Genomic DNA, 24,577 nt, shown 5'->3' with positions numbered 1-24,577 from the left:
TATATTACCTGTTATATTATTCGTTCTTAATGCTACGGACCGGATTCTCATTGGCGATATTCCAAGATTTCAGGATCACGCATCCCCAAATGATCGCTAGAACCAGTAGAGCCGTAGATATGAAAATAAAAACAGTCAGCGGTATCTTATCCGCGAATTGCCTCAACCAGCTCTCTCCCACGACTCGTGAGGCTATCACTCCTAAAAGGATAGCCGGGAAAGCCGTGATCAAAACATCCTTAGATAAAAGACGTAAAATATTCGGGGCCGTCGCTCCATTCACCTTGCGAATCGCTATCTCCTTGCTCCTACGGTGCATCTCGTCCGTAATATACCCTAATAATCCCATTAAGGTGATCAGCAAGATAGCGATCGAGGCAACAAAGACGCCGTCACGGAAATGACGGGTTCCCTCATACTGAGACTCTATGATCGTTTTCAGCACCGTAAAACCGACATCCTCATTCGGAAATAGTTCCGCTATCTTATCATTCATTTCCCGTAAATATTCCGGAGTTAGCTCGGAGACACGAACCGTAAAGTTACAATAACTCATCCGGTCACAACCAAACATGATGACCGGTAACTGGGGAGTGAAGAAGGAATTCACCATGAAATCACGGGTTACACCCACTATTTTTCCTTTTAAATTACCCTCATCATCATAAATATATTTACCGATCGCAGCATCCGTCCACCCACGTTTACTCACGAATGACTCATTCACTAAAATATCCCCGTCACCTTTTAGTGGTTGCCCCTCAAGCAAGGGGATTTTCATCAGAGAGAGATAATCGGCGTTATAGTTTACCTGACGGGCCGTGAACAGCCAGTTTTTCTCATTATCCAGAATAGGGAAACCACCATAACCACTTAGAATGTCCATGGACGAAAGCCCCGTAGCCATGACATAAGGTAACTTCTTGAACTCGGCGGTAAGTTTGGCCGTTTTCGGATCATCCATATTATTCAAGGGGGCATACACTATATTTTCCGGATCATATCCTAAATCATTATTCATTAGCCGATCATATTGCAATAACACGATCACCAATAATGTAATGACAAACGCTATTCCCCCAAACTGGATAAAAAGCAAACTCCGCTTCCATCCCTGCTTACCCGAAGTAGATACCCGGAATACTTGGGTAACCGGGATAACGCTGAACAAACGGGCCGGTAGCAAGGCGGACAAAATGAATATAGCCAAGATCATGATCGCAGGAAGCCATATAGTCTGCGCATTCAATAAAGTGCCCAAAGTAGGAACAGCCGCCATATCCGCTACATATTCCCGGAAAGCGAATAAAAGCAATGCCATACATACAAGAGCCACTACAAATAAAGCCGCCGTCTCAAACAAGAACATATTGAAAATGTCCTTGCAGGAAGCTCCATTACATTTGTGTACTCCTACGGATCTCGCCCGGATCGGCAGAGAAGATACCGAGTTCAAGATATAATTCATCGCCGCCACGAATAACAAAGCGAAAGCCAGTACGCTCATGATCACCACCATCCGCTTCACCTCGGTACTTTGCGTATATATCTCCGAGACCGGTTTGATATAAAGCTCCATATCAAAACCTTGTTTCCTCTCTCTTTCTACATCTATATATTTAGGCAATAAAGCCGGTATTTTCTGATTGATTTGTTCCGGGAACACACCCGGTTTCAGGCGGATATAGCCCAGATAACTATCGTCGGCACCCCAACCGGCATAGGCACCGAACTGGGTTTTCATATTAATGAAAGAAGCGACAGCGTCAAAACGTAAATGACTATTTTCCGGTATGTCACGGAATATCCCGGCCACCGTATAAGGATAGTTTTTTCCGTACAGCAGTTGTTTCCCGATCGGATCTTCCTTGCCAAATATACGTTCAGCCATTTTTTCCGATAAGAAAACTTGATCTTCGATTCCTAACAAACGGTCATCCCCTCTTAGCACCTTGATTCCCATCGTACGGAAAAAGAGGGAATCCGCCATCATCAAACGGGGCTTGAACCGATCCTCACCATGATACAATACGGCTCCGTATCTTCTCCGGCAAACCGTCGCGTACTGTATCTCGGGGAACTCTTGCCGCAAAGCCTCCGGGATCGGGGCAAATAGGATACGAGACCCATCTTCCTCTCCCGTTTTATCATCATTGTATCGCACATGCACGCTATACAAATCTTCCACTTGGTCAAAGAATGTATCGAAGCTCAATTCAAAAGCGACCCTAGCGAACAGGATCAATCCCACTCCAAGTCCTAGTGTCAAGGACAGAACCTTGATCACATTTCCCCCTCGGCCTCGAAGTAAATAACGGATTGTATAATATAGCTGTCTCATCGATTTGTATTTAAGTTAAATTGAAAGCTAACCGACCTTCACAGGCCAATTAGCTTATAAAAAACTCTTGTGTGTATGTGTTTATGTCATGTTGACTAAATAAATTCACTAACGGAAGAAACAACGCTACCGTCGAATAAATTGATCACACGGTGGGCGAAACCCGCGTCGTGCTTGGAGTGCGTCACCATTACGATTGTCGTTCCCTCCTTATTCAGCTCGGTGAGCAGCTGCATAACCTCGGCACCGTTCTTGGAATCCAAGTTACCCGTTGGCTCATCGGCCAAGATTATCTTCGGGTTGGAAACTACCGCACGGGCGATAGCCACACGCTGTTGCTGACCTCCGGAGAGTTGCTGAGGGAAGTGAGCCGCACGGTGGCTGATATTCATCCGCTTCAAGATATCCGTTACCATCTGCTTACGCTCCGACGCCTTGATCTTTAGATAAGTCAACGGCAGCTCCACGTTCTCGAAAACGTTCAACTCGTCTATCAAGTTGAAGCTCTGGAACACGAAACCGATGTTTCCCTTACGGACCTGCGTACGCTCTTTCTCTTTCAAGTGTCCTACCTCTTGGTCGCCCAAGTAATAATTTCCCTCGGAAGGGTTATCCAGCAAACCCAGAATATTCAACAACGTAGACTTACCGCAACCGGAAGGTCCCATGACAGCGACGAACTCGCCATCTTTTACCTCCAAAGAAACCTTATTCAACGCAATTGTCTCAACCTCTTCCGTACGGAAAAACTTACTTAAACCTTCGATCTTAATCATGACTGTATTTGTTTTAATTGTTATCTAACTATTTAATTTACCATATCTAATTCAAATAGTGTGCCAAACTAACTAAATATTTAATTCTCAAACAAGTAGTATTTTACTTTCCAAAACAGACTGTCCAATTATTTGACAGTGGTGTACAAAATTTAGACACTACTATCCAATATCTCGACATAAAAAAATAGTCTAAATTATAATAGTCTAACTCGCCACGCATATACCATAGTTTCAAAAAGACTTCCTGCATGATATCCTCGGCATCCTCCGGGTTATCAAGCAGCCTTCTCGCGTAAAGGAATAGTTTCTCCCGCAAAGGCAATATCTCTTTTTTAAACTGTTCTTGTTCCATTCTATCTTAATGACAATCGAGAAAAGAAAACGTAACATGGCTGGAGAAAATAAATTCAAGGTCTTTGTCATTCTAGTATTATAGTCGTGCCACCCTTATGGCACGATAATGCCACGGCGATGGCACGATGATGCCATAGCGATGGCACAACGAAGCCACGCTGGTGGCACAGCCGTGCCACTATAACGGCACCGGCTTGGCACTGTAAGTTATTACTAAATAGCCCTATACATCACAGATACGGATACACTTCTCCAAGGAAGCGATCTTGTCTTCTTGGGCGGGGACGAACTCCTGCCCAACGAAGCCTTTATAGCCTGTCTCCATAAGAGCCTTGATGATAGCCGGATAATAAAGTTCCTGCGTCTCGTCGATTTCCGCACGTCCCGGACTACCTCCGGTATGGACATGGGAGAAGTATTGATTATATTTCCGGATATTCTCGATGATATTCCCCTCCATGATCTGCATATGATAAATATCATATAGTAACTTAAAATTAGGGGAACCGATACGGCGACAAAGCTCCGCCCCCCAAACCGTATGATCGCACAGATAATCCTTATGGCCGACACTGTTCAAAAGCTCCATGGTCAAGACGACCTTATGTTTCTCCGCTAACGGGATAAGGCGCTTCAACCCCTTCTCGCAGTTCTCCCAGCCTTGCAAGTCCGTTACGCCATTACGTCTGCCGGAGAAGCAAATCAAGTTTGTCAATCCAGCGTCCGCCACCATCGGGATCACCTTCTCATAACTGGCGACCAACTCGTCATGCAAGGCCGGATCATTGAAACCTCGATCTATTCCAAGCCCGGCCCCTTGCGCCATCGCCACCGTCAAGCCATGTTTTTGTACGATCGGCCAATCTACCGGGTCCAGCAACTCAACGGATTCAATCCCTATATGCTTGCAGATCTCACAGAACTCGTCCAGCTTATAATCGCCGAAACACCATTTACTTACGGAATGGCGGACATTTCCTTTCAAGGGTTCCTTCACGTCTGTTTTCTTTTTCGCGGCGGCTGCCGCCTCGATACCTGTAGTCGCCAAAGCCACGCCTCCAGCTAAAAATGTCTTGATAGCCGTTCTTCTTGATATGTTTTCCATGTATTCGAATTTGATAGTTAATAGGAGACAAATATAGTGAAAATCGGATATAATATCCTGAGGCGTTGGTATTACATCCAAAAACACTACTTTTGCATCGGAAGTCACTCTACATGAAAAACACATCATATACAAAACGATCTATTTATCTGATCCTATTCTTTATAATAGGATGCACTTCATCCCTATACGGAATGGAAGGCGCAGGTGTGTATTTCAAGGCGAGCCTATGCGGAAAAATCTATAAGCATTTATCCTTTCTTGTAGAAGAGGACATCCGTCCGAGAGATGACTTTAAGGAAGCGGAATGGTTCCTCACCACCGTTGAGGTAAACTACAAGTTTAATAAATATCTTCTGGCAGGAAGCGGATATATGTCTCTAGCACGATACAAGGCATCCGACGAGTTACGAAACCGATATTATCTCTACGCTACGGGGACTTATTCGGCCGGACGTTTTACCCTCTCTGTCCGGGAACGTTTTCAAAGTACCTATAAGGTTCACGCCGAACATCCCAAGAATTATCTGCGTTCGATGCTGACCCTCTCCTATAAGATCGGCAAGAGTGGTTTCTGTCCTTTTGCCTACACCGAGGTCTTCAATGATACGCGAAATAAGATGCGGTCCGATAAGATCCGTTTCTCCACAGGAAGTAATTACCAACTAAACCCGAACAATAACCTCCAACTCTATTATCGCTACCATATATTTAATGTAGACGATCCCGTGAATTACCGCCATGCGATCGGTATCTGCTATACCCATCGCTTTTAATAAGAATTTTCGTACCTTCGCGTCCCGAGTGCTTGATAAACCTCGTTAAAAACAAGAAGACATGCAAAAAACAGTTACAGTACCTTTCATGCTGCTAGGTATACTTTTTAATATATGCCTTGTAGCGTCCAATCTTTTAGAGACAAAAGTAGTGCAAGTAGGCGGTATAACGGCTACCGCAGGTTTGATCGTATTCCCGATCTCGTATATCATCAATGATTGTATAGCGGAAGTGTGGGGATTCAAGAAGGCACGGCTAATTATCTGGAGTGGCTTCGCCTCTAATTTTCTGGTGATCGCATTCGCGCAATTGGCGGTATTATTACCGGCCGCCCCTTTTTGGGAGGGTGAGGAAGGTTTCAATTTCGTCTTCGGGATGGCCCCACGTATAGCGGTCGCCAGCTTGATAGCGTTTTTGGCCGGTTCTTTCCTGAACGCCTATGTGATGAGCAAAATGAAAATCGCCTCCAACGGAAAGAATTTCTCGTTACGAGCGATCGTGTCTACCCTTATCGGTGAGAGCGCCGATTCCCTGATCTTTTTTCCGATCGCCTTCGCAGGATTGATCCCGGCCGGAGAATTGCTTATCATGATCGGGACGCAGGCGGTACTTAAATCCTTGTACGAGGTTATCATCCTTCCCGTCACCATCCGTGTCGTAAAGTACATCAAGAAAGTAGACGGGAATGATGTGTATGATCTTGGTACCTCGTATAATATCCTAAAGGTTAAAGACATTTAGGCCGGGACCAAACAATGACTGGCCTTCATTTGAATAGATGCGACCAATCCTCCCTTTGCTGCGGCATATAGGACTTCATTCCCAATAATTCAGCCGCCCGGCAATTCACGGAAGCGTCATCAATCAGCATAGTCTCCTCGGCTAAAAGATTCGAGTCCTTCAGTACGTACTCAAAAATATCCGCGTTCGGCTTCAGCATATGCAATTCGTAAGAGAGGTAAATCTTATGGAAGAAATCTTGGGCACAAAGACCTTGATAAGAGAAATAGGTATCTTCGGACCATTTCCAATGAAGCTCGTTCGTATTGCTCAGAAGCATCGTATTATAGCGTTCACGAAGCTCCAATAGCAGACGCAACTTATTTTCCGGGACGTCTCCCAACATGGCGATCCATGCCGTGTCGATTTGTTCGTCCGTCAGGGGCTTTCCCGATAAGGCACGAATATCATCGCGAAACTGTTCCACCGAAATCGTTCCCAACTCTAATCGCTCAAACAAGTCCTTATGTTGATAGTTATTCGTGATCTGTTCCCGGATATTCTCCACGCCCAGATTCTCGAAAGCCTCGATACAACGGTTGCGAGTCAGGTTAATAAGCACACCGCCCAAGTCTATAATCAAGTTCTTTATGCCTTCCATATCATTTCTTTTTATACCAGCTACGACGTCTACGATGTCGTCTTTTCTGTTGATAACGATTGATCCGCTTGTAAACGACCCAGACAAACAACAAGCCGAAAACAGCGAATATCAATATAACAATCCAAGAGTTAAGATTGTCACCTTTTACCCGGCTCCACATTTCCAGAACCACCTCCGTCTCGTTCCCGAAATCACGGATCATGGCACAACGTTCCACGACCCTCCGGTCCGGATATTGAGCCGGGTCTATCTGGATACGCTCCGCTCCCGGTCCGAAGAAATAACTTACGTCCGAGAACTCGGTCAGCGTCGTATCGATCTTTTCCGCCAATATTTCCGGGGTAGCCACGGTGCTGACATATCCGGTCACTTCCATATTACGGCTGACGATGTCCGGACGGCATAGATAGTCCATAAAATAACTGGCGGCCTTCACGTTGCGAGCGTATTTAGGGATCGCCCAACCATCGTACCAGATATTACTACCCTCCAAAGGAACCTCATACCCCAGATCTACGCCTACGGCACTCGCCTCTTCCATGGCCCAGACCGCGTCGCCGCTCCAAGTGAAATTCAGCCACGCCTTTCCTTTCGTCATCATCTCCTTACCGAAATCGGCCTCCCAACCGGCGATATTCGGTTTCATCTTCTTCAAGTATTCCTCGGCGATAGCGATCATTTCCGGGGAGCTATCGTTCATCAATTGCTCCACCGTGATCGTACCATTCGCCAATTCCCTCGCATGGGCGTATATGATAGCGGTTCCATAAGCGTCACGATAACTATCCTTCATTAAGATCTTATTCCTGAAACGAGGGTCCCAAAGGCATTTCCACGACATTACCTCGTCCCTCGAGACATCGGCTTTATTATACAACAGGCCGGCGGTTCCCCACATATAAGGAACCACGTAGTCGGTAGTCTTACGGCCCGGCTGACTTAACTTATTCAGTTCCTTTTGGATATAGGGGGAGACATTGTCGATATAATCCGGTGTCTTCCCGAAATTACGGTCGATCGGTAGCAAGAGATTTTTCCGCAGCATGCGCTCAAGGATATACTCCGAAGGGCAAATCAAGTCAAAATCCTCATGTCCCCGCTCGATCTTGGTCAACATGATCTCGTTGATATCAAAGACCTGATAGATAATCCGGACTTCCTCACCCGTCTGTTCCTTATACCATTTCGGGAAATCCGTCAGGACGTCCTCGTCGATATAATCTCCCCAGTTATAAATCTTCAAGATCTTGCTTCTCTCCTCGTCCGAGCGCCCGCAAGAAGTGAACAGCCCCATAAGCAGGGCCAAAACAGACAGAATCGATATAAATTTCTTCATTTTCATTTACGCTCGCTTCGCTTTCTCAGCACGTTTATTTATAACAATCAACAATACTAACACGGTTACGAATATAATCGTTGAGAGGGGACGCAGTTCCGGGGTCAAACCTCCTTTCCGGGCATCCGCGTAGATAAAGGTGGAAAGGGTTTCCAAGCCCTCATTACCAATTGTAAATATGGTCACGGCGAAATCGTCGATAGATAGCGTGAAGGCAAGGATAAAGCCACTGATCATACCCGGACGGATTTCCGGGAAGATCACCTTCCGCAAGGCCTGAAACGGAGTCGCCCCCAAATCCAACGCCGCCTCGTAGATATTCTGGTTCATTTGTTTCAAGCGGGGCATGACGCTTAATACCACATACGGCGTACAGAACGTGATATGCGCCAGCACGACCGTCGTCAAACCTTGAGAGATCCCTAAGCTGACAAACAACAGGAACAAGGAAATACCGGTAATGATATCCGGATTCAACATCGGGATGTTATTGACAAAACTCACGGCATTGCGGGCCCTTGCCTTCAAATTAAAGATCCCGATAGCGGCTACGCTCCCCAACAAGGTAGATACCGTAGCGGCTATCATGGCGATAGCGAACGTATTCCAAAGTGCGCTGACCAACGAATGTTGTACGTTGCCGGCAAAAAGAGAGCTATATAATTTCGTGGAGAACCCGGTCCAGTTACCCAGTACTTTCGCCTCCGTAAACGAGAAGATCATGATAATCAAGATTGGCGAGTAGAGCAATAATAACAAAGCCCATAGATATCCCTTAGCTAAATATTTCACCATCAGATAAGCCCTCCCTCATTCGCCGAATCACTGCTCTCATTGCTGAACAATCCCGTGATTCCGATTAATAACAACATGATAAGAGAAAGCGCCGCCCCGTAGTTCCACATACCGTTATTGATATTCTCCTGTATGGTCGTACCGAAGAGCTTGATATTGTTCATCGTCAACAACTCGGCGATGGCAAACGTAGAGATGGTCGGCATAAACACCATCATGATACCGCTCATCACTCCCGGCATCGATAGTGGGAATACGGCCTTGATAAATACCTGCGACGGATTCGCCCCCAAGTCTTGCGCCGCCTCTATCAAGCTGTGATCCATTTTCTGGAGTGTATTATAAATCGGGTAGATCATAAAGGGCAGGAAGTTGTACACCATACCAAAGATCAAGGCCCCCTCTCCCAGCGGGAAATTCAAGAAATCGAACAAAGCCACGGTAGCCAACGTACGGATCAAGATATTGACCCACATCGGAAGGATAAACAAAACGACCATCGTACGGGAAGTATTAAATCGGGCTTGGCTCAATATCCAAGCGGCCGGATATCCCAGCAGCAGACAAAGAATGGTCGTTATCAAAGCGATCCCGACTGAATACACGAAGGTGTTTATCGCCTCGGGATGGATCATAAACTTACGGAAATTGGCGAAGGTAAACATCCCTTCGTCATTCGTAAAGGCGTAATACACGATCAAGAGGAGCGGTATCACGACAAAGATGGCCAAGAACAGGACATAAGGAATGGTCCAGTTCCTTCGTCTCATAAAAAATGCAGAAAACGTATTGATCACTTCCTTCCCTTTTTAAGCATGAATAATTCGAATTTTATCCGGGGCGATCGTTATGCCGACATGGTCTCCATCATCCCATACATCGTTGGTATCGACAAAGATGTCCTCGTCCCAATCCGTAAACACGGTCAGATGATAATGGTTGCCTTTGTAGAGGATAAATTTCACCTCTCCGGTCAGGCGACCGTCTTCCTCGTTATCCTCCAAGATCACATCTTTAAAATCGATCTCGACTTTCACAGGCGTATTTGGCTCTATATCGGTTACCTCCTTGCATTCGAACGTACAGCCTAGGAATTCCACATGCGTAGCGTCGATGAGCTTTCCCTCGAAGGTATTGCAAATACGCTCTTTCTTCATTACATGGATATCGAAAGGCTTGATAAGAAGCCCGACCTCGCTACCCGCCTCGAAGCAATGGTAATCCTGTACCATGAACTCGTATCCGTTCGGGGTTTGCACCATCATCTCATAATGCACGCCCTTAAAGATGGAGGAGGTTACCGTACCCGTCAACATCGCCGCCTCCGACGGCTCGAAGATGTAAATATCCTCGGGGCGCAACACGACATCTACCGGCATTTGCTCCCCGAATCCCTCGTCCACGCACTCGAACTCATGACCGGCGAAAGAGACTTGCCTATCCTTGATCATCGTTCCGTTCAAGATGTTACTCTCACCGATGAAATCAGCGACAAACGAATTGACCGGCTCGTTATAAATATCGATCGGGGTACCGATTTGCTGGATCTTTCCCTCGCTCATGACAACGATCGTGTCGCTAAGCGTCAGCGCTTCCTCTTGGTCGTGGGTCACGTACACGAACGTAATGCCTAAGGACTTATGCATCTCTTTCAATTCCATTTGCATGTCCTTGCGCATCTTCAAGTCCAAGGCCGCCAACGGCTCATCCAGCAATAACACCTCCGGCTCATTCACGATAGCGCGAGCGATCGCCACACGTTGCTGCTGGCCACCGGAAAGGGAATCGACATCCCGATCCTCATAGTCTGTCAACCCTACCATTTTCAACGCTTGTTTCACTTTCTTCTCGATCGTGGCGGAAGGAAGTTTCTTCAGCTTCAGGCCAAAGGCGATATTATTGTACACATTCAGATGTGGAAATAAAGCATATTTCTGGAATACCGTATTTACGGGACGTTTATGCGGCGGCGTCTGCGTAATCTCCTTCCCGGACATCGTGATAACGCCCTCGGAGGCCGTCTGGAAGCCGGCTATCAAACGCAACAGGGTAGTCTTTCCGCAACCGGAAGGCCCCAAAATGGTTACAAACTCGCCCTTGCGGACCTGTAAATTTACATCATTCAGCACGGCTTTCTCGCCGAAATACTTCGATACGTGCTCCACGCTGATAATGCGATCCGATTTTCGTATTGACATTCTCGCTTGATCTAATTAGAATTAAACAATCATGAACAATGTTCTTATTTATTTTTGCGCGAATGTACAGATTTTAATAAGGCCGGGCACTATCGTTTTTACAAAATCTGACCTTACACCGGGTGAGAAGCGTCGCATTTCTCCAAGATTCGACCGCGCACCCGACGCGGGCGGGATATTTGGGAAATATTCAATCCACGTATATCCGGTAGCTCCCCGATCCCAATCGGTACACAGCCTTCCCATCCTTCAATCCCACGGGCGTGATCCCCTCCTGCCCTTTCTCCATACGAACGGACTTCTCCGATTTGGCGGGCAGATATAAGGTAGCCGTCGTATTAGCGGGAATGGTTGCCTCGTATATATAGCCCTTCTTTTGGATTTGCCATCCACTCTCGATACGGCCATAGGCGGAATCGTAATGACCCCGGATGAACGAGAAGGTTCCGCCGATACGGGGTTGAAGGATGATGTGCTTATAGGCGGGTTGTTCCTCATCCCGCTGGATACCCAAGGTATAAGCTATCATCCACTCCTCGATAGCGCCATACGAATAATGGTTGAAAGAGTTCATATCCACAGGGCCGAAGCCATTTACCAACGTGTAGGAATTCCAACGTTCCCAAATCGTGGTAGCGCCTTGCAGGACAGGATACAGCCATGAAGGATAGGCGGTTTGCTCAAACAGCTTATAGGCGACATCGTCATAACCATTGTCGGATAATACCAAATTCAGGTAAGGCGTACCGATAAAGCCAGTGGTAAGCGTATAATTATGTTTCTTGATATTCTCTACCAGATGCCGGATCGCCAAGGGTTTGTTTTTCTCATTGAACAGATCGAACTGGAGAGGAACCACGTATGAGGTCTGCGTATCCACGATCTTCGCCTCGGTAGCCGCCGTTCCGGGCCACATACCTACTTGCGAGTCCTTACCAAAGATAGATTCCACCGTCGGGGCGAACGTGCGTCCTTCCTCGTTTACAAACAGGTCGTTAAAAGACCTCTTCACGTTCTCGTAGAAAGTACGGAAACGCCTTTGGTCTGCGTCCTTCCCTAAACGTTTCGCTACCTGCTCCATAATCAAAGCGTCGTAAGCGGAGTAAGCGGTGTTCGTCAACATGGAATTCGTCGGCTCGATAGCCAGCCAATCGCCGAAACCACCGAAGGGCTGTACATAGCGTACGGCACGACGCTCCAAATAATCCATATAAGCGACCATGGAAGCGTAATGCTGCTCCAGAATACGCACGTCTCCGTATTGTTGATACATTTGCCACGGTACGATCACGCCGGCTTCCATCCATCCCATGGCACCTCCGCCATCCTCCGCGCCGTGAGGCGGGAAACCGACTACGGGTATATAGTTCGCGTAACTACCGTCATCTCCTTGATTATCCCGGACCGAGTAGAGCCAACGGGTGTAAAACGGATCGACATTCATATTATAAGTAGCCGTACGGGCAAATACCTGCGCATCCCCTGTCCAGCCCATACGCTCATCCCGTTGCGGGCAATCTGTCGGAACCGACAAGAAATTACCCCGTTGGCCCCAGATGATATTATTAAACAAACGGTTGACACGCTCATCCGACGTCTCATAACCGCTCGTCCGCGCACCGATAGATTCCAGCACGATCCCTTTCACCGCCTCCAAGGGTAACGGCTTGTCCACCCCGTGAATCTCCACGTAACGGAAACCATGGAACGTAAAGCGAGGCTCATACGTCTCACCCGCCGCATCCCCTCTCAAGATATAGCGATCCGTGGAAAGGGCGCTCCGGTAATTATCCGTATAGACTTGCCCTTTCTTCTCCTTATACATCGCGATCGTGTACGGGGCGACAGGTTCGGTAGGGATCGTTTCCGGATAATTCATCTCCCCGAAACGGATCGTGATTTCCTGTCCGGCCTTTCCCTTGAAAGTCAGACGGGGAACACCGACCATATTCTGCCCCATATCATAGACATAGACGCCGGGGATAGGCTCTACCACGGACTGAGCGGTCAGGGTCACATTATTTTGTATCGGGCTGCCTACATATCCTTGAATCTCCACATTTACCGGAGGAGCGGCGAATAAGGTCGCCGGTTTCCATGACGAGTCATCAAAACCCGGAGCATCCCAGCCGTTCACCTCTTTCCGGGCATCGTATTCCTCTCCATTCTGAAGGCCGTTAAAAGTGATCGGTCCCCGGTCATAACATTTCCAGCTATCATTCGTAACGATCGTCTCACGAGTACCGTCGGCATACTCGATCACGATCTTTCCCAATAAGGACTGGCGGGTTCCGTATTGATCCTGCCAACCGGTAAGGAAACCGCTATGCTCGCTCCACCATCCGGCGCCCAACATCGCCCCGATACCATTATCGCCTGGTCGTAGCAAATCCGTTATATCATACGTATTATACATGATACGGTAACGGTAATCCGTCCAACCCGGATTCAGATAATCCTTTCCAACCTTCCGCCCGTTCACCGAGAACTCGTAGACACCCCTAGCGGTAGCATATAAACGGGCGCTCTTGACCGGTTTCTCTATCTTTATCTCTTTCCGGAGCATGGGAGCGGATACGTTCTCACCCGGATACCAGACATTGAGCTTTCCCTCCCCTTTCTCCACATAAGTCTCGGCAGGATTGTACAGAAGCGTATTCCACGTATCCTCGCTGATACGCAAGTTGGAGAATGTAGCGGTCTGCCCTTTAGGTTGCAGGAAACCGATCGCATACAAGCGGCAATGATAAACCAACTCTCCATCCGGATAAGGATACACGGTGAAAGCCCCTTCCTTGCCTCCCCAGAAATCACCACGGCTCTTCCGTTCTTTCTCCTCGGGAGTCAAAGAGGAATTCACCAAGGTCTTTCCATCGATCTCTATATCCACGAAATATTTCAAGGCATATTGGGCCGTCGTCACCTTCAACCGGATATGATGCACCTTATGCTTATCCGAGGCTGGGATGATAGAGGCCAGACTTTCCGCCGCATCTTGCCTCGTTTTTCCATCTGTGGTATGACGTAAAATGAAACGGGCGTCCCCCGAACCATTCAAGTCCAGTTCAGCAGACACATAATTATCAGCGTCCCTCGACCCAAAGACAAATACGGCTTTATCATTACCCTCGGCAACCCGCACATCATAGTCGATCACATAATGCGAGCGATATTTGGAGAGTTGTGTCTCCGACGAGCCGATCCAACGGGCGCCACTCCATCCGGAACCCAGAAGACCGGTCTCGAACCACGCAGGCTCGGTGGAGGTAATTTCCGTTCCCGATTCATCCCATACGGAAACTTTCCAATAATAGCGAGTGGAAGGTTGCAATGCTTTTCCTTGATAAACTACGCCGACCGATTCCCCGGAAAGAACCTTTCCCGAATCATAGATATAACGCCCGGCAGCCAATTGCTCCGGACTATCGGCCACCCATAACCGATAAGCCTGCCCACAGGCCCCATAGCGATCGGACTCCATCTGCCAGTTAAAACGTGGCTGACTGACATCAATTCCCAGTGGATTGGTTTGATACTCAACCTGTAGGTTCTTCAATACGGTAACCGCACCCAGAGGTAGCCATCCGGCCAGCAACCCTAAGATTATAGACAAAATACATCGTGTGCTCTTCATAATACAAAGAATTAAAATGATAACAGTACAAAAATATCCATTATCATCTTAACTCTTTGTTTCATTTTTGGGAGAAGATGTAGCAGTTTTGACACTACTCAATCTTTCCTACCATCTTGGACGGGTCTACCCAACGATCAAACTCCTCGGCGGTCACATAACCGGACTCGATAGCCGCCTCCCGCAAAGTCTTATTTTCTTGATAGGCTTTCTGGGCGATAGCGGCGGCCTTGTAATATCCTATTTTCGGATTCAAGGCGGTAACCAGCATTAAGGAGCTATCCAGATGGCGTTTGATGTTTTCGTTCACCGGGGTAATGCCTTTTACGCAACGTTCACTGAAATTCAGGCAACCGTCACCAATCAAGCGGGCGCTTTGCAAGAAGTTCGAGATAATCACCGGCTTAAATACGTTCAACTCGAACTGCCCGTTGGAGCCAGCTATCGAGATTGTCACGTCGTTACCCATTACTTGAGCGGCGATCATCGTCAATGACTCGCATTGCGTAGGATTCACCTTTCCCGGCATGATGGAGGAACCCGGCTCGTTCTCCGGCAAATGGATCTCACCGATACCGGCACGAGGACCTGAGCCCAACATTCGTATATCGTTCGCGATCTTCATTAAGCTGACCGCTACGGATTTCAAGGCTCCATGCGCCTCAACCAAGGCATCATGGGTAGCTAGGGCCTCGAATTTATTCGGAGCGGTTACAAAAGGAAGCCCAGTCAACTCTGATATCTTCTTAGCGACACACTTGTCATAATTGACCGGGGCGTTAATACCGGTCCCAACCGCCGTACCTCCTAAAGCCAACTCGGAGATATGCGACAGGGAATCCTTTACTTTCCGTATACCATATTCCAATTGAGCCGCATAGCCACTGAACTCTTGCCCCAATGTCAATGGAGTGGCATCCATAAAATGAGTCCTCCCGATCTTCACGATCTTCATGAACTCCTCACTTTTTAGCGCCAACGCACGATACAGACTCTCCAATCCCGGGATCGTCACCTCCGCAGTCACCTTATAGGCGGCAATATGCATAGCGGAAGGAAACGTATCATTGGAGGATTGCGATTTATTCACGTCATCGTTCGGAAGCAGCACTTTCTCCTTATCCGTTAGCTTTCCTCCGGTCAGCACATGCGCCCGGTTGGCGATCACCTCATTGACATTCATATTCGTCTGGGTCCCGCTCCCCGTTTGCCATACGATCAAGGGGAAGGAGTCATTTAATTTACCCGCCAAGATCTCGTCGCATACCTTACCGATCAACTCGCATTTCTCCGGAGACAAGACGCCGGCGTCTTTATTAGCCAAAGCCGCTCCTTTTTTCAAGTAAGCGAACGCCTCTATCACCTCTTTGGGCATCCGGCTAATATCGGTGGCGATCTTGAAATTATTCACGCTCCGTTGTGTTTGCGGCCCATAATAAACGTCCACCGGCACTTCCACCTCACCTAAGGTATCTTTCTCTATTCTATACTTCATGACACATAAGTTTTATTAATCTCTTCTATGTATAAACTATCCGGATATCGAATTGTTTATGTTACATATCACAAGTATATCATGAAAAGACATTTATCATGGAACAGAATTCAGATCATAGAAAAACGGCTTATTTCGCCTCCGATGTTTTTTAATAGTTTTTCTTCTCGTCAATAATGTATTCGGGACGGGCCTTGATCTCGTCAAAGAGGATACCGACATATTGCCCTAACACGCCGACCGTCAATAGCTGCACACCTCCAAAGAAGATAATGGAAGTCATGATAGAAGTCCAGCCAACCTCGGCGTTACTAAAACCATAGATCTTGCCCAACGTGAACCAAACCGCCAAGATTATACCGACCAATACGGATATAAACCCGAGACTCGTCGCCAAACGCAACGGCTTCTTCGAGAAATAAAGCATTGCCGTCGACGCAAATTTCAGCATCTTACTAATCGGATATTTCGTCTCGCCGGCGATACGCGCCTCACGCTCATAATAAAACGGCACTTGGTGGAAGCCCACCCAGCTTATCAAGCCACGGATATATTTTCCCCGTTCCTTAAAACGGTCGAACTCATTCATCACCTTCCGGTCCACTAAACGGAAATCTCCTGTATCCAGCGGGAAATGGACCTCGCTCATATAATTCATCACCCGGTAAAAAGCCTTGGAGGTGAACAGCTTGAAAAGACTCTCCCCTTCCCGTGACTTACGGACGCAATAAACCACGTTGGCATCCTCTCTCTCCTGCACTTCCAGCAGATCCGGAATCAATTCCGGCGGATCCTGCATATCGGCGTCGATGATAATCGCCAAATCAGCGTCACAGTTATTGATACCCGCCGTTACCGCCGGTTGATGACCGAAATTCCGGGAGAAGTGAATCACCTTCACATGAGGATCGGTAGCGGCTATATGATCCAACAAAGAACGTGTCTTATCCTGACTGCCATCATTTATATAGATAATCTCCGTAGGGTTCGGCAACTTTACCAAGACCTCTTTCGTACGCCGATACGATTCCTCGATCACGGCTTCCTCGTTATAACACGGGACTATAACCGCTAACTTCTTCATGCCTTTTAAGCTTTAAAGGTATAAAACTTATTTACTAAAAAATTAATCACCGTATAGAAAGCCATTCCAATCAAGTGGTTGTAGTAATGATCGATCGTAAGTCGGGAATTCAAGATCAGTACCAATCCGTACTGTAAAGCATAACAAATAATGAAAGCGATCGTGAACCGAACCGCCCCTTTCGTCCATCCGGTGGAACTTCCCTTGAAAGTCCATTGCTTGTTCCAGATGAAACTGTTTAATATGCCTGCCACATATCCCGTTAAGTTAGATAAACCTTCCCGGCATCCGAAGAGTTTCATCATCACCCAGATAACAATCATCGTTATCAAGGTATTGCTCAACCCGACTACACCATACTTAATAGCTTGCTTAATCGTCTCCATTCTTACTTATAATCTCGGAAATCTCCTCGGGTGTCAATTCCTTGACATTCGTGATCGTGAAAACATTCGAGAGGAAATCGCCGTATTGGTTACATTCATTGATCACCCGGTCCAACGTGGCTTTTATATCCGTACGTACCGGGATCAAGAACACCAGCTCCACATACTGCTCACCGATCGTCAAACGCTCGATCTCGCAGTCCGTTTTCGGCAGATAATAAGCAAACTCCCGCTCGATTGTCTGCCGCTGATATTCTTGGAAAGGTTTCTTGCCTTTAGACGTCATCAAGACATAGAAACGCAGCTTCTCCCCTTTTCCTCCCAAGCCGGTCGAGATATAAATTTGTTTCTCGTCGGAGAAATCGGACTCTAAGGAGATACGAGACTCCATCAAAGCCATGTAGGCCCAATCTGTCACTTCCGGGTCCGGATGCTGGGTGTATTCCTCCAACAAGCGGTACGCACGGACGGATTTCGAGGTAGCCAATTGAGATAACAAATATCTCTTCTCGGTCTTGTCCGTGGTTTCCTCCGTCAACAAAGTGTTGTACAGGGTCTCGCACTCATCCTCCGATAAGGGACGGGGAGGCCGGTTTTCCTTCCGTACGTTTTCCGAGTATTTGAAATACTCCATCTGAAGTTCAACCGGCACACGCTGTTCTAGTATATGGAAATGTCCCTCCATCCTGCTGAAGGAATCACGGAACTTTTTGAATACATCACCTTCTTCTTTCATAGATCGTCTTTTTTCGTTATTAAACTCCCATAAACAAGAAACAAGAACAAAGGTAATGTTTTTTCCGGAATAAATAAAAATAACGTTATTTAAGCTCCCGCATAAATTAAGAACCCAAGTCCGATCACGAATAAAATAAACATCCCGACATTCAGACGATTGGAAATGGCTGGCGCTCCCTTGAACTCTTTCCAGATAAGGATGCCCCATAAAGCGGAGACTAGCGTGGCTCCTTGCCCCAATCCGTAAGATATAGCCGCTCCCGCCTTCTCTGACGCTATCATACTGAAAGATTGACCGATACACCAGATAACACCCCCCAATACACCCACGAGATGCGTACTCATATCTCCTTTAAAATAACCGGATATGGAGACAGGCTTACCTTCCACCGGATGTTTCATTGCCAATGTGTTAAATAAGAAATTACTAACAAATACTCCTATGGCAAAAACAAATACGGCGGTATAAGGCGTCAACTTCCCGGGTGCCGGAGAAGCGAAATTCTCCATATCCATGGAAGCGGCGACAAAACGATAGAAAAAGGCCATGATCACGCCGGCCACAACCGATATAAGGATCCCCTTCCCCGATACTTTCTTGGTACCGACCAAGGCTTTCTTATAAGCCAGGCCGTTCAAGATGATGGCGATCGTGATTAAGGCTACACCGATAAAGATATAAGTCGGTTCCCCCTTCGCCGCCCCAAAATAGTTAACCAATACGCCTAGCACCAAGGCCAATCCGATCCCTACCGGAAAAGCGACCGACAATCCGCAAATGGCGATCGCCGCAGACAACAAGATATTGGCAGCATTAAAAATAATACCGCCCAAAAAGGCACTCCCTAAACTAGCGAGATTCGCTTGCGCCAAATCCGGCAGGAAACTGCGTCCTTCCGTCCCGATGCTGCCCAAGGTAAAGCCGGAAATCAGAGAAAAGAGCAAGACACCAATCACGTAGTCCCAATAGAAGAACTCATATCTCCAAGTCTTGGAGGCTAATTTCTGCGTATTCCCCCACGATCCCCAACAAAGCATCGTAACGACACAGAATATGACAGCTAAAGAATAATCTTGTACGATATACATAAAATACTATTTAATAGATGGTTGATGCATCATATAATTCTCTATCAAGGAAGCGACCTCCGTAGGCGGCATCTTCTCGATCAAACGAAGATCACGGCCATTGGGATTTGCCACCCAATTGTTAGTCCCCTCATCATCTACGACATGAAAGGTACCTCGCTCTACATCGAAATAAGGCTCATAACCTTTTATAGCGACCAATACCGCCGTATGATCCCAGCTCATGCGCCCTTCCGGGTCTCCCTCCGCGAAACAAAGGGCATACGCATCTTTTACAGGACTGTTCTCCACGTTCATTTGCACCAGTTTCTTTCCGGTCAAGATTACGTTCCCGATCTCAAAACCGCTAAAGACAATCTCTGTAGGCCATTCATCCGCTACGACTTTAGAGGCAGGGACATCGCAATACACATTAAATTCTTTTCCTTCCGGAAACAGGCCCGCCATAGAAACCAAACGTTTCACTTTCTTGGCGACTAATTCCTTTCCGGAGAGATCGCTATATTCATCAGCTCCCGATTGAAGCAAGTCCCTTAAATTAGAGAAGAAACCAATCGTACAAATAACAACGCTGGTATCCGGTTGTTCGCTCAGAATCTTACGGTACACCTTCAGAGCATCCGGAGCGTCGGAAGTCTTCGCCGTATGATGCGGATAGTTAGCGGGTAACTCGTCAGTCCACTTCGTTTTATGCCAAGTAGTCAAGGAGGCCCCCGGTTCGCTCTTTGGTGCCCCTACCGGTATGTCCGGACGGTTGAAATAAGTATTCAACACCTCAATGCAAGGTACCACCCGCTCATCATGGTTGGAGGAAAGAGTCGCAAGGATATTTACCTGACCGCTATCCGCCAAGGCATGCATCAAGGCCATAGCGCCCACATCATCATAGTCCGGACCTAAATCAGTATCTAGAATAAGATTTACCGGTTGAGGCTTATCGGTTTGAGGAATATTTTTCGACACATTTCCCTTACAGGAAATCAACAAGGCAAATAAGCCCATCAGAAACAATGATTTCTTCATAATCTTTATAATTTATTGGTGAACAATCTCTTTCGGAGCATCCGAGTAAATCAGTATCTCGCTGAAATGAACGGAGACATCATTACGTGGATTTAGCCATTTAAACGTAGCCGTATGTTTTCCCTTGGGCAGCTGATACTTCCAGAACAGGTCGTTCCTACGAGTCGTATAGGATGCCGGAAGGTTCGCCGTCTCAACCAGCTCCCCATCTAGGTACATCTCTACTCTCGCTACGTATTTATCATCTTTAGCGTTCACAAAGCCTTTGAATACGGCGCCTGTTCCCTCAAAAGGCAGTTCTCCTACATCGGGCAAATTCTTATTAACCGCCACTTTCTCTATCGGATACATACCCTCGAAAGCCTTCTCGTAACGAACGGCTACAGGTTGCTGGCATTTGATCGTCACCTCGTCACCTGAAACGGAACCGCCGTTGCGCTCTATCACTTGCAACGCTTGATCGAAGCCCATTTGGTAAGTCTTATTCAATGAGATGGTCGTATAGGCAAAATCCATATTCTCCACTTCTCTCAAGTTCTTCATCCAATAATCCGGTATATGGCTATAACCAAGGATTGTTCCTAAGATACCACCCGCGGAGGCTGGGTTGCAATCCGAGTCTTGTCCGCAACGGGTAGAGATATCCAATGTTTTATAGAAATCTCCCTCACCATAAAGCAAGCCGATAAGAATGTATGCGCTATTGATCACGGCATCAATATTGAACGGAACAAAAACACCATCCGGACAACCAATATCCGAGCTCCATTTCTTCTCACATTCAAACCAAGTGCGTTTCCAATCGTCCGGATATTCCTTATGCCAGCGGATCACATCGCTCATACATTTATAATAGATACTTTGCTCCGGTATCGTCTTCAATGCCTCGGTCACGATAAACTCGATATCATCCGAGATAAACGATAACGAATACATCGCCCCGACATACACACCGCCGTACCAACCATCTCCATAATTCATGATATGCCCGATCTTATCAGAAATCTCGGAAGCCGTATTCGGCATACCCGGCGACATCAGTCCGGCATAGTCCGCCTCGATCTGATAATCAAGATCATCCGCATGCGGGTTATTCAGCCAATGACCGGATGCCGGCGGCATGATCCCTTGTAAAATATTATAACGTGCCGACTGGTTAGCATGCCACAACGTATATCCAGCCGTAGCGAACGCCATGGCGAATGAGTCTACAGGAGCATCCAATCCCAACCGGTCAAAGACATCTACGAACGTAAGGTCCATATAAACATCATCGTATAATCCGGGAACATTCTCGTACCACCATTTGATATACCCGTCCGGCCATACGATCGGTACGTATTCCTGAATCATCGTTCCGTTATATTTGAACTCCGTCGGACCGCCATACGTACAGCCTATGGTTTGTCCGGCCCAACCTCCCTTAATCTTATCCATCAACTTTTCTTTACTAATCGTAAACTCAGCGGGAACCGTCGTTTGATCCTTTGCCGAGGGTTGTTGGGAACATGAGATCGCCCCTATAAATAAAGAGGCAGCCGCTATCATCGCAAATACTGTTTGTTTCATAATATTAGATTGTTTTTTAGATTAATCAAAGATATCTACCTCATTTCGATAAGGAGCGGAAGATTGCGCTCCCACACGAGTCACGGAAATGGCGGAAGCTTTGCAAGCGAATCTCACGGCTTCCCTTAAATCCCGCCCCTCGGCCAAAGCAACCGTTAAAGCACCGTTGAAAATATCCCCGGCCGCAGTAGTATCAACGGCTTCCACTTTTATCGCAGGAACCATATCTACCATGGAATCACAGTAAATCAAAGCTCCTTTTGAACCTAAAGTAATGATTACGTTCTGTACCCCCATCTCCATTATAACTCGCGCAGCCTTCTCCGCGGAAACCTCATCCGTGATCTTCACGCCGGAGATCATCTCCGCCTCTGTCTCATTCGGGGTAATCATATACAGATGGCGGAGTAACGCAGCCGACAATGGTTGAGCTGGAGCCGGATTTAGTATTACTCGCTTATTTTTCTTCCAAGCTGTCTTTGCGACAAACTCAACAGTATCCATCGGTATTTCTAACTGCATTAATATCAACTCGGCTTGTTCTATAGCTTCCTCTGCCTTCGCTAAATCTGTTGGCTGTAAATTCGCATTTGCCCCAGAAGCCACAACAATACAATTCTCAGCATGGGCATCTACCGTAATCAACGCTACGCCAGATGGATTCTTTGAATCTGAGAAAATATAAGAAGTATCTATGCCTTCTTCTTCAAATAATTGCTGAGACTGATGTCCAAATATGTCACTACCTGTTTTACAAATAAATGAAACTTCTCCTCCCAATCTCGCAATGGCAACTGCTTGATTCGCACCTTTCCCCCCGGGATTCATAAAAAATGTCCCACCTAACACAGTCTCCCCCGGCCGGGGGAGATGGTTTGTTTTTATTACCATATCAGTATTACTACTTCCAACTACCAATATGTTATGTTTCCGCAAGTTTCTTTCACTCATATCTTAATTATTTAATAATAACCGGGATTCTGTTTTAACTTCACATTCGTATCAATCGCCCAATACGGAATAGGAAATAGTTTCGTAAAATCACCCTTCGCCTCTTTCTCATACCATGCATCATTCCATTTACCAAAACGAATCAGATCCTGACGACGACAACCTTCCCATGCTAACTCTCTACTCCGTTCATTTAAGATTTCCTCCAAAGTTAAATCTTTTTCTTGATATAATGGAGCCCCAGCTCTTGCTCTTACCTCATTAAAATATGATAAAGCCTCTGAAGCTCGACCTAAACGGACTAAAGCTTCCCCTTTCATCAATAAAATATCCGCATAACGATAAAAAGCATAATCATTGTTCATTCCATTCATTAAGCCTGATTCATATTCATATTTCGCAAAACGAACTCCATCATCTAATAATGCAGGATCATATTCATTATATAAAGCCTTTACTTGAGGACGATAAGTTAGCTGACGATTAGGTCCTAACATTAAAGGATTTCCTGATGAATCAAATTGAGGCCCTTCTAACCAAGATTTCTTTCGTACATCTTGATCCGTATATAATTTATAATGACTTTCCATCGCACAGAATCCATCCCAACAAAAGTCGACGATACCAAAAGTCTGCTGGCTCAGCGTATGTAAACACATTTGATGAAAAATCATCGCCGAGGATGTATAAATATTATCAACAGCTACCACAAATATGTTTTCTTTAGAATCTTCATTATTCACCTTGAAGTTAGAAAAGTAATCAGGTTCTAACGACAATTTACCAAACCCTATTACTTTATCGCACGCATCAGAAGTCTCTCTCCACATCTCTTTTCCAATCCATTCTTTTGCGTTTAAATAAAGTTTTGATAACATTGTATAAGCCATAGCCTGTGTCACACGTCCATAATTGTTAGCCGCCGGGACCTCATCCAACAAATCGATATTCCCTTTAATCTCTGATTCTATGAATTCAAACAAAGCAGGCCGTCCTACTTGATCCGGTAATTCTTTTTCTTTGAAATCAATTGCCAAAGGGACATTTCCATACATATCGATAGCATTCAAGTAAAGCCAAGCCCGCAATATTTTCACCTCAGCCACCAGATTTTTCTTTGTCGGAAAATCAACCTCCGATTCTTCCATCTGGTATAGAATCTGATTACAGAGAGTCACCCCATCAAAAATAAAACTCCAACAATTATTCAAATTACCAGATTGAGAATGGAAATTATGTCGGTGCAAATCTATCCATACCCCATTATCCCACCATAAATTTGTTTCACGGTAAGGGCATAGACCTTCATCTGATGTAATGACTAATGTACCCCAGATATTCCAGTGATTAAGATAAGAAGTCAAATGAGTATATGCCCTTCCTACATTCATTATCATTTCATCCTCATTCTTAAAAAATTCATCCGCAGGAATTGTCGAATAAATCTTCTCATCTAAATTCGTACAAGATTGCGCAAGAATACTAAAAATAGCAATCGCCAATATATGAATCTTATGTAATGTTTTCATGATAGAATCC

General features: G+C 46.3%; 21 protein-coding genes. 2 read left to right on the top strand and 19 right to left on the bottom strand.

What is annotated here, in order from left to right:
* Positions 1 to 16 precede the first annotated feature (16 nt).
* From DW205_RS16565 to DW205_RS16550, 4 genes are all read right to left on the bottom strand, one after another.
* A complete protein-coding gene (locus DW205_RS16565; RefSeq protein ID WP_005866392.1) occupies positions 17 to 2,341 on the bottom strand; it encodes an FtsX-like permease family protein in 2,325 nt (774 codons plus the stop codon).
* 95 nt (positions 2,342 to 2,436) lie between these two features.
* The gene (locus DW205_RS16560) at positions 2,437 to 3,117 is read right to left on the bottom strand and encodes an ABC transporter ATP-binding protein (RefSeq protein WP_005858035.1); all 681 of its coding nucleotides are present in this window, start codon (positions 3,115 to 3,117) and stop codon (positions 2,437 to 2,439) included.
* A gap of 103 nt (positions 3,118 to 3,220) precedes the next feature.
* Positions 3,221 to 3,472: an RNA polymerase sigma factor gene (locus DW205_RS16555; protein WP_005866389.1), complete on the bottom strand. Its 252-nt coding sequence runs from the start codon at positions 3,470 to 3,472 to the stop codon at positions 3,221 to 3,223.
* Between the two features lie 225 nt (positions 3,473 to 3,697).
* Positions 3,698 to 4,579 carry a hydroxypyruvate isomerase family protein gene (locus DW205_RS16550; RefSeq protein WP_008774274.1) on the bottom strand — a complete coding sequence of 294 codons (882 nt, stop codon included), beginning with the start codon at positions 4,577 to 4,579 and terminating at the stop codon, positions 3,698 to 3,700.
* A gap of 113 nt (positions 4,580 to 4,692) precedes the next feature.
* Here DW205_RS16550 and DW205_RS16545 point away from each other — a divergent pair, with 113 nt between their 5' ends.
* Together DW205_RS16545 and DW205_RS16540 are read left to right on the top strand one after the other, a co-directional pair.
* Positions 4,693 to 5,355 carry a DUF2490 domain-containing protein gene (locus DW205_RS16545; protein ID WP_008774273.1) on the top strand — a complete coding sequence of 221 codons (663 nt, stop codon included), beginning with the start codon at positions 4,693 to 4,695 and terminating at the stop codon, positions 5,353 to 5,355.
* Positions 5,356 to 5,416: 61 nt separating this feature from the next.
* Positions 5,417 to 6,097 carry a queuosine precursor transporter gene (locus DW205_RS16540; RefSeq protein WP_005858047.1) on the top strand — a complete coding sequence of 227 codons (681 nt, stop codon included), beginning with the start codon at positions 5,417 to 5,419 and terminating at the stop codon, positions 6,095 to 6,097.
* A gap of 25 nt (positions 6,098 to 6,122) precedes the next feature.
* Here DW205_RS16540 and DW205_RS16535 read toward each other — a convergent pair whose 3' ends face one another.
* From DW205_RS16535 to DW205_RS16465, 15 genes are all read right to left on the bottom strand, one after another.
* A complete protein-coding gene (locus DW205_RS16535; protein ID WP_005858049.1) occupies positions 6,123 to 6,737 on the bottom strand; it encodes an HAD family phosphatase in 615 nt (204 codons plus the stop codon).
* A gap of 1 nt (position 6,738) precedes the next feature.
* Positions 6,739 to 8,076 (bottom strand): ABC transporter substrate-binding protein, encoded by a 1,338-nt coding sequence (locus tag DW205_RS16530; protein ID WP_005866383.1) that lies wholly within the window; start codon positions 8,074 to 8,076, stop codon positions 6,739 to 6,741.
* A 6-nt stretch (positions 8,077 to 8,082) separates the two neighbouring features.
* Entirely contained in the window at positions 8,083 to 8,871 is a 789-nt protein-coding gene (locus DW205_RS16525; RefSeq protein WP_005858053.1) for an ABC transporter permease, read from the bottom strand.
* Positions 8,871 to 9,668, bottom strand: a complete 798-nt coding sequence (locus tag DW205_RS16520) for an ABC transporter permease (RefSeq protein WP_005858055.1) — start codon at positions 9,666 to 9,668, stop codon at positions 8,871 to 8,873. Before DW205_RS16520 ends, DW205_RS16525 begins: the two co-directional genes overlap by 1 nt.
* 12 nt (positions 9,669 to 9,680) lie before the next feature.
* Positions 9,681 to 11,069 (bottom strand): polyamine ABC transporter ATP-binding protein, encoded by a 1,389-nt coding sequence (potA, locus tag DW205_RS16515; RefSeq protein ID WP_005858057.1) that lies wholly within the window; start codon positions 11,067 to 11,069, stop codon positions 9,681 to 9,683.
* A gap of 190 nt (positions 11,070 to 11,259) precedes the next feature.
* The gene (locus tag DW205_RS16510; RefSeq protein WP_121963119.1) at positions 11,260 to 14,703 is read right to left on the bottom strand and encodes an alpha-L-rhamnosidase; all 3,444 of its coding nucleotides are present in this window, start codon (positions 14,701 to 14,703) and stop codon (positions 11,260 to 11,262) included.
* A gap of 94 nt (positions 14,704 to 14,797) precedes the next feature.
* The gene (gene fumC / locus DW205_RS16505; RefSeq protein ID WP_005866379.1) at positions 14,798 to 16,198 is read right to left on the bottom strand and encodes a class II fumarate hydratase; all 1,401 of its coding nucleotides are present in this window, start codon (positions 16,196 to 16,198) and stop codon (positions 14,798 to 14,800) included.
* Positions 16,199 to 16,349: 151 nt separating this feature from the next.
* On the bottom strand, positions 16,350 to 17,282 hold the full coding sequence (locus DW205_RS16500) for a glycosyltransferase family 2 protein (protein ID WP_005866377.1): 933 nt from the start codon (positions 17,280 to 17,282) through the stop codon (positions 16,350 to 16,352).
* Positions 17,283 to 17,287: 5 nt separating this feature from the next.
* On the bottom strand, positions 17,288 to 17,668 hold the full coding sequence (locus DW205_RS16495) for a GtrA family protein (protein ID WP_005858065.1): 381 nt from the start codon (positions 17,666 to 17,668) through the stop codon (positions 17,288 to 17,290).
* Positions 17,655 to 18,404 carry a hypothetical protein gene (locus DW205_RS16490; RefSeq protein ID WP_005866375.1) on the bottom strand — a complete coding sequence of 250 codons (750 nt, stop codon included), beginning with the start codon at positions 18,402 to 18,404 and terminating at the stop codon, positions 17,655 to 17,657. Before DW205_RS16490 ends, DW205_RS16495 begins: the two co-directional genes overlap by 14 nt.
* 89 nt (positions 18,405 to 18,493) lie before the next feature.
* Positions 18,494 to 19,495, bottom strand: coding sequence for a GRP family sugar transporter (locus DW205_RS16485; protein WP_005866373.1), 1,002 nt, complete (start codon positions 19,493 to 19,495; stop codon positions 18,494 to 18,496).
* A gap of 6 nt (positions 19,496 to 19,501) precedes the next feature.
* Positions 19,502 to 20,518: a nucleoside hydrolase gene (locus tag DW205_RS16480; RefSeq protein ID WP_005866371.1), complete on the bottom strand. Its 1,017-nt coding sequence runs from the start codon at positions 20,516 to 20,518 to the stop codon at positions 19,502 to 19,504.
* 12 nt (positions 20,519 to 20,530) lie between these two features.
* Positions 20,531 to 22,087, bottom strand: a complete 1,557-nt coding sequence (locus DW205_RS16475; RefSeq protein ID WP_005866369.1) for an ADP-ribosylglycohydrolase family protein — start codon at positions 22,085 to 22,087, stop codon at positions 20,531 to 20,533.
* A 21-nt stretch (positions 22,088 to 22,108) separates the two neighbouring features.
* Positions 22,109 to 23,038: a ribokinase gene (gene rbsK / locus DW205_RS16470; protein ID WP_005866368.1), complete on the bottom strand. Its 930-nt coding sequence runs from the start codon at positions 23,036 to 23,038 to the stop codon at positions 22,109 to 22,111.
* A gap of 11 nt (positions 23,039 to 23,049) precedes the next feature.
* Positions 23,050 to 24,567: a RagB/SusD family nutrient uptake outer membrane protein gene (locus DW205_RS16465; RefSeq protein WP_005866366.1), complete on the bottom strand. Its 1,518-nt coding sequence runs from the start codon at positions 24,565 to 24,567 to the stop codon at positions 23,050 to 23,052.
* Between the last annotated feature and the right edge of the window lie 10 nt (positions 24,568 to 24,577).

The sequence above is a fragment of the Parabacteroides sp. AM17-47 genome, from assembly GCF_003434625.1.
In the GTDB taxonomy this organism is placed as follows: Bacteria; Bacteroidota; Bacteroidia; order Bacteroidales; family Tannerellaceae; genus Parabacteroides; species Parabacteroides distasonis.
The sequence above is the reverse complement of the archived record's forward strand: the minus strand, read 5'-3'. Positions and strand labels throughout refer to the sequence as shown.

Coding starts and splice junctions, on each gene's coding strand:
- DW205_RS16485 (WP_005866373.1), bottom strand. CDS start 19,495: ATGTATATCGTACAAGATTATTCTTTAGCTGTCATATTCTGTGTCGTT.
- DW205_RS16535 (WP_005858049.1), bottom strand. CDS start 6,737: ATGGAAGGCATAAAGAACTTGATTATAGACTTGGGCGGTGTGCTTATT.
- DW205_RS16475 (WP_005866369.1), bottom strand. CDS start 22,087: ATGAAACAAACAGTATTTGCGATGATAGCGGCTGCCTCTTTATTTATA.
- potA (WP_005858057.1), bottom strand. CDS start 11,069: ATGTCAATACGAAAATCGGATCGCATTATCAGCGTGGAGCACGTATCG.
- DW205_RS16530 (WP_005866383.1), bottom strand. CDS start 8,076: ATGAAGAAATTTATATCGATTCTGTCTGTTTTGGCCCTGCTTATGGGG.
- DW205_RS16500 (WP_005866377.1), bottom strand. CDS start 17,282: ATGAAGAAGTTAGCGGTTATAGTCCCGTGTTATAACGAGGAAGCCGTG.
- DW205_RS16565 (WP_005866392.1), bottom strand. CDS start 2,341: ATGAGACAGCTATATTATACAATCCGTTATTTACTTCGAGGCCGAGGG.
- DW205_RS16555 (WP_005866389.1), bottom strand. CDS start 3,472: ATGGAACAAGAACAGTTTAAAAAAGAGATATTGCCTTTGCGGGAGAAA.
- DW205_RS16550 (WP_008774274.1), bottom strand. CDS start 4,579: ATGGAAAACATATCAAGAAGAACGGCTATCAAGACATTTTTAGCTGGA.
- rbsK (WP_005866368.1), bottom strand. CDS start 23,038: ATGAGTGAAAGAAACTTGCGGAAACATAACATATTGGTAGTTGGAAGT.
- DW205_RS16545 (WP_008774273.1), top strand. CDS start 4,693: ATGAAAAACACATCATATACAAAACGATCTATTTATCTGATCCTATTC.
- DW205_RS16480 (WP_005866371.1), bottom strand. CDS start 20,518: ATGAAGAAATCATTGTTTCTGATGGGCTTATTTGCCTTGTTGATTTCC.
- fumC (WP_005866379.1), bottom strand. CDS start 16,198: ATGAAGTATAGAATAGAGAAAGATACCTTAGGTGAGGTGGAAGTGCCG.
- DW205_RS16465 (WP_005866366.1), bottom strand. CDS start 24,567: ATGAAAACATTACATAAGATTCATATATTGGCGATTGCTATTTTTAGT.
- DW205_RS16560 (WP_005858035.1), bottom strand. CDS start 3,117: ATGATTAAGATCGAAGGTTTAAGTAAGTTTTTCCGTACGGAAGAGGTT.
- DW205_RS16490 (WP_005866375.1), bottom strand. CDS start 18,404: ATGAAAGAAGAAGGTGATGTATTCAAAAAGTTCCGTGATTCCTTCAGC.
- DW205_RS16510 (WP_121963119.1), bottom strand. CDS start 14,703: ATGAAGAGCACACGATGTATTTTGTCTATAATCTTAGGGTTGCTGGCC.
- DW205_RS16540 (WP_005858047.1), top strand. CDS start 5,417: ATGCAAAAAACAGTTACAGTACCTTTCATGCTGCTAGGTATACTTTTT.
- DW205_RS16495 (WP_005858065.1), bottom strand. CDS start 17,668: ATGGAGACGATTAAGCAAGCTATTAAGTATGGTGTAGTCGGGTTGAGC.
- DW205_RS16525 (WP_005858053.1), bottom strand. CDS start 8,871: ATGGTGAAATATTTAGCTAAGGGATATCTATGGGCTTTGTTATTATTG.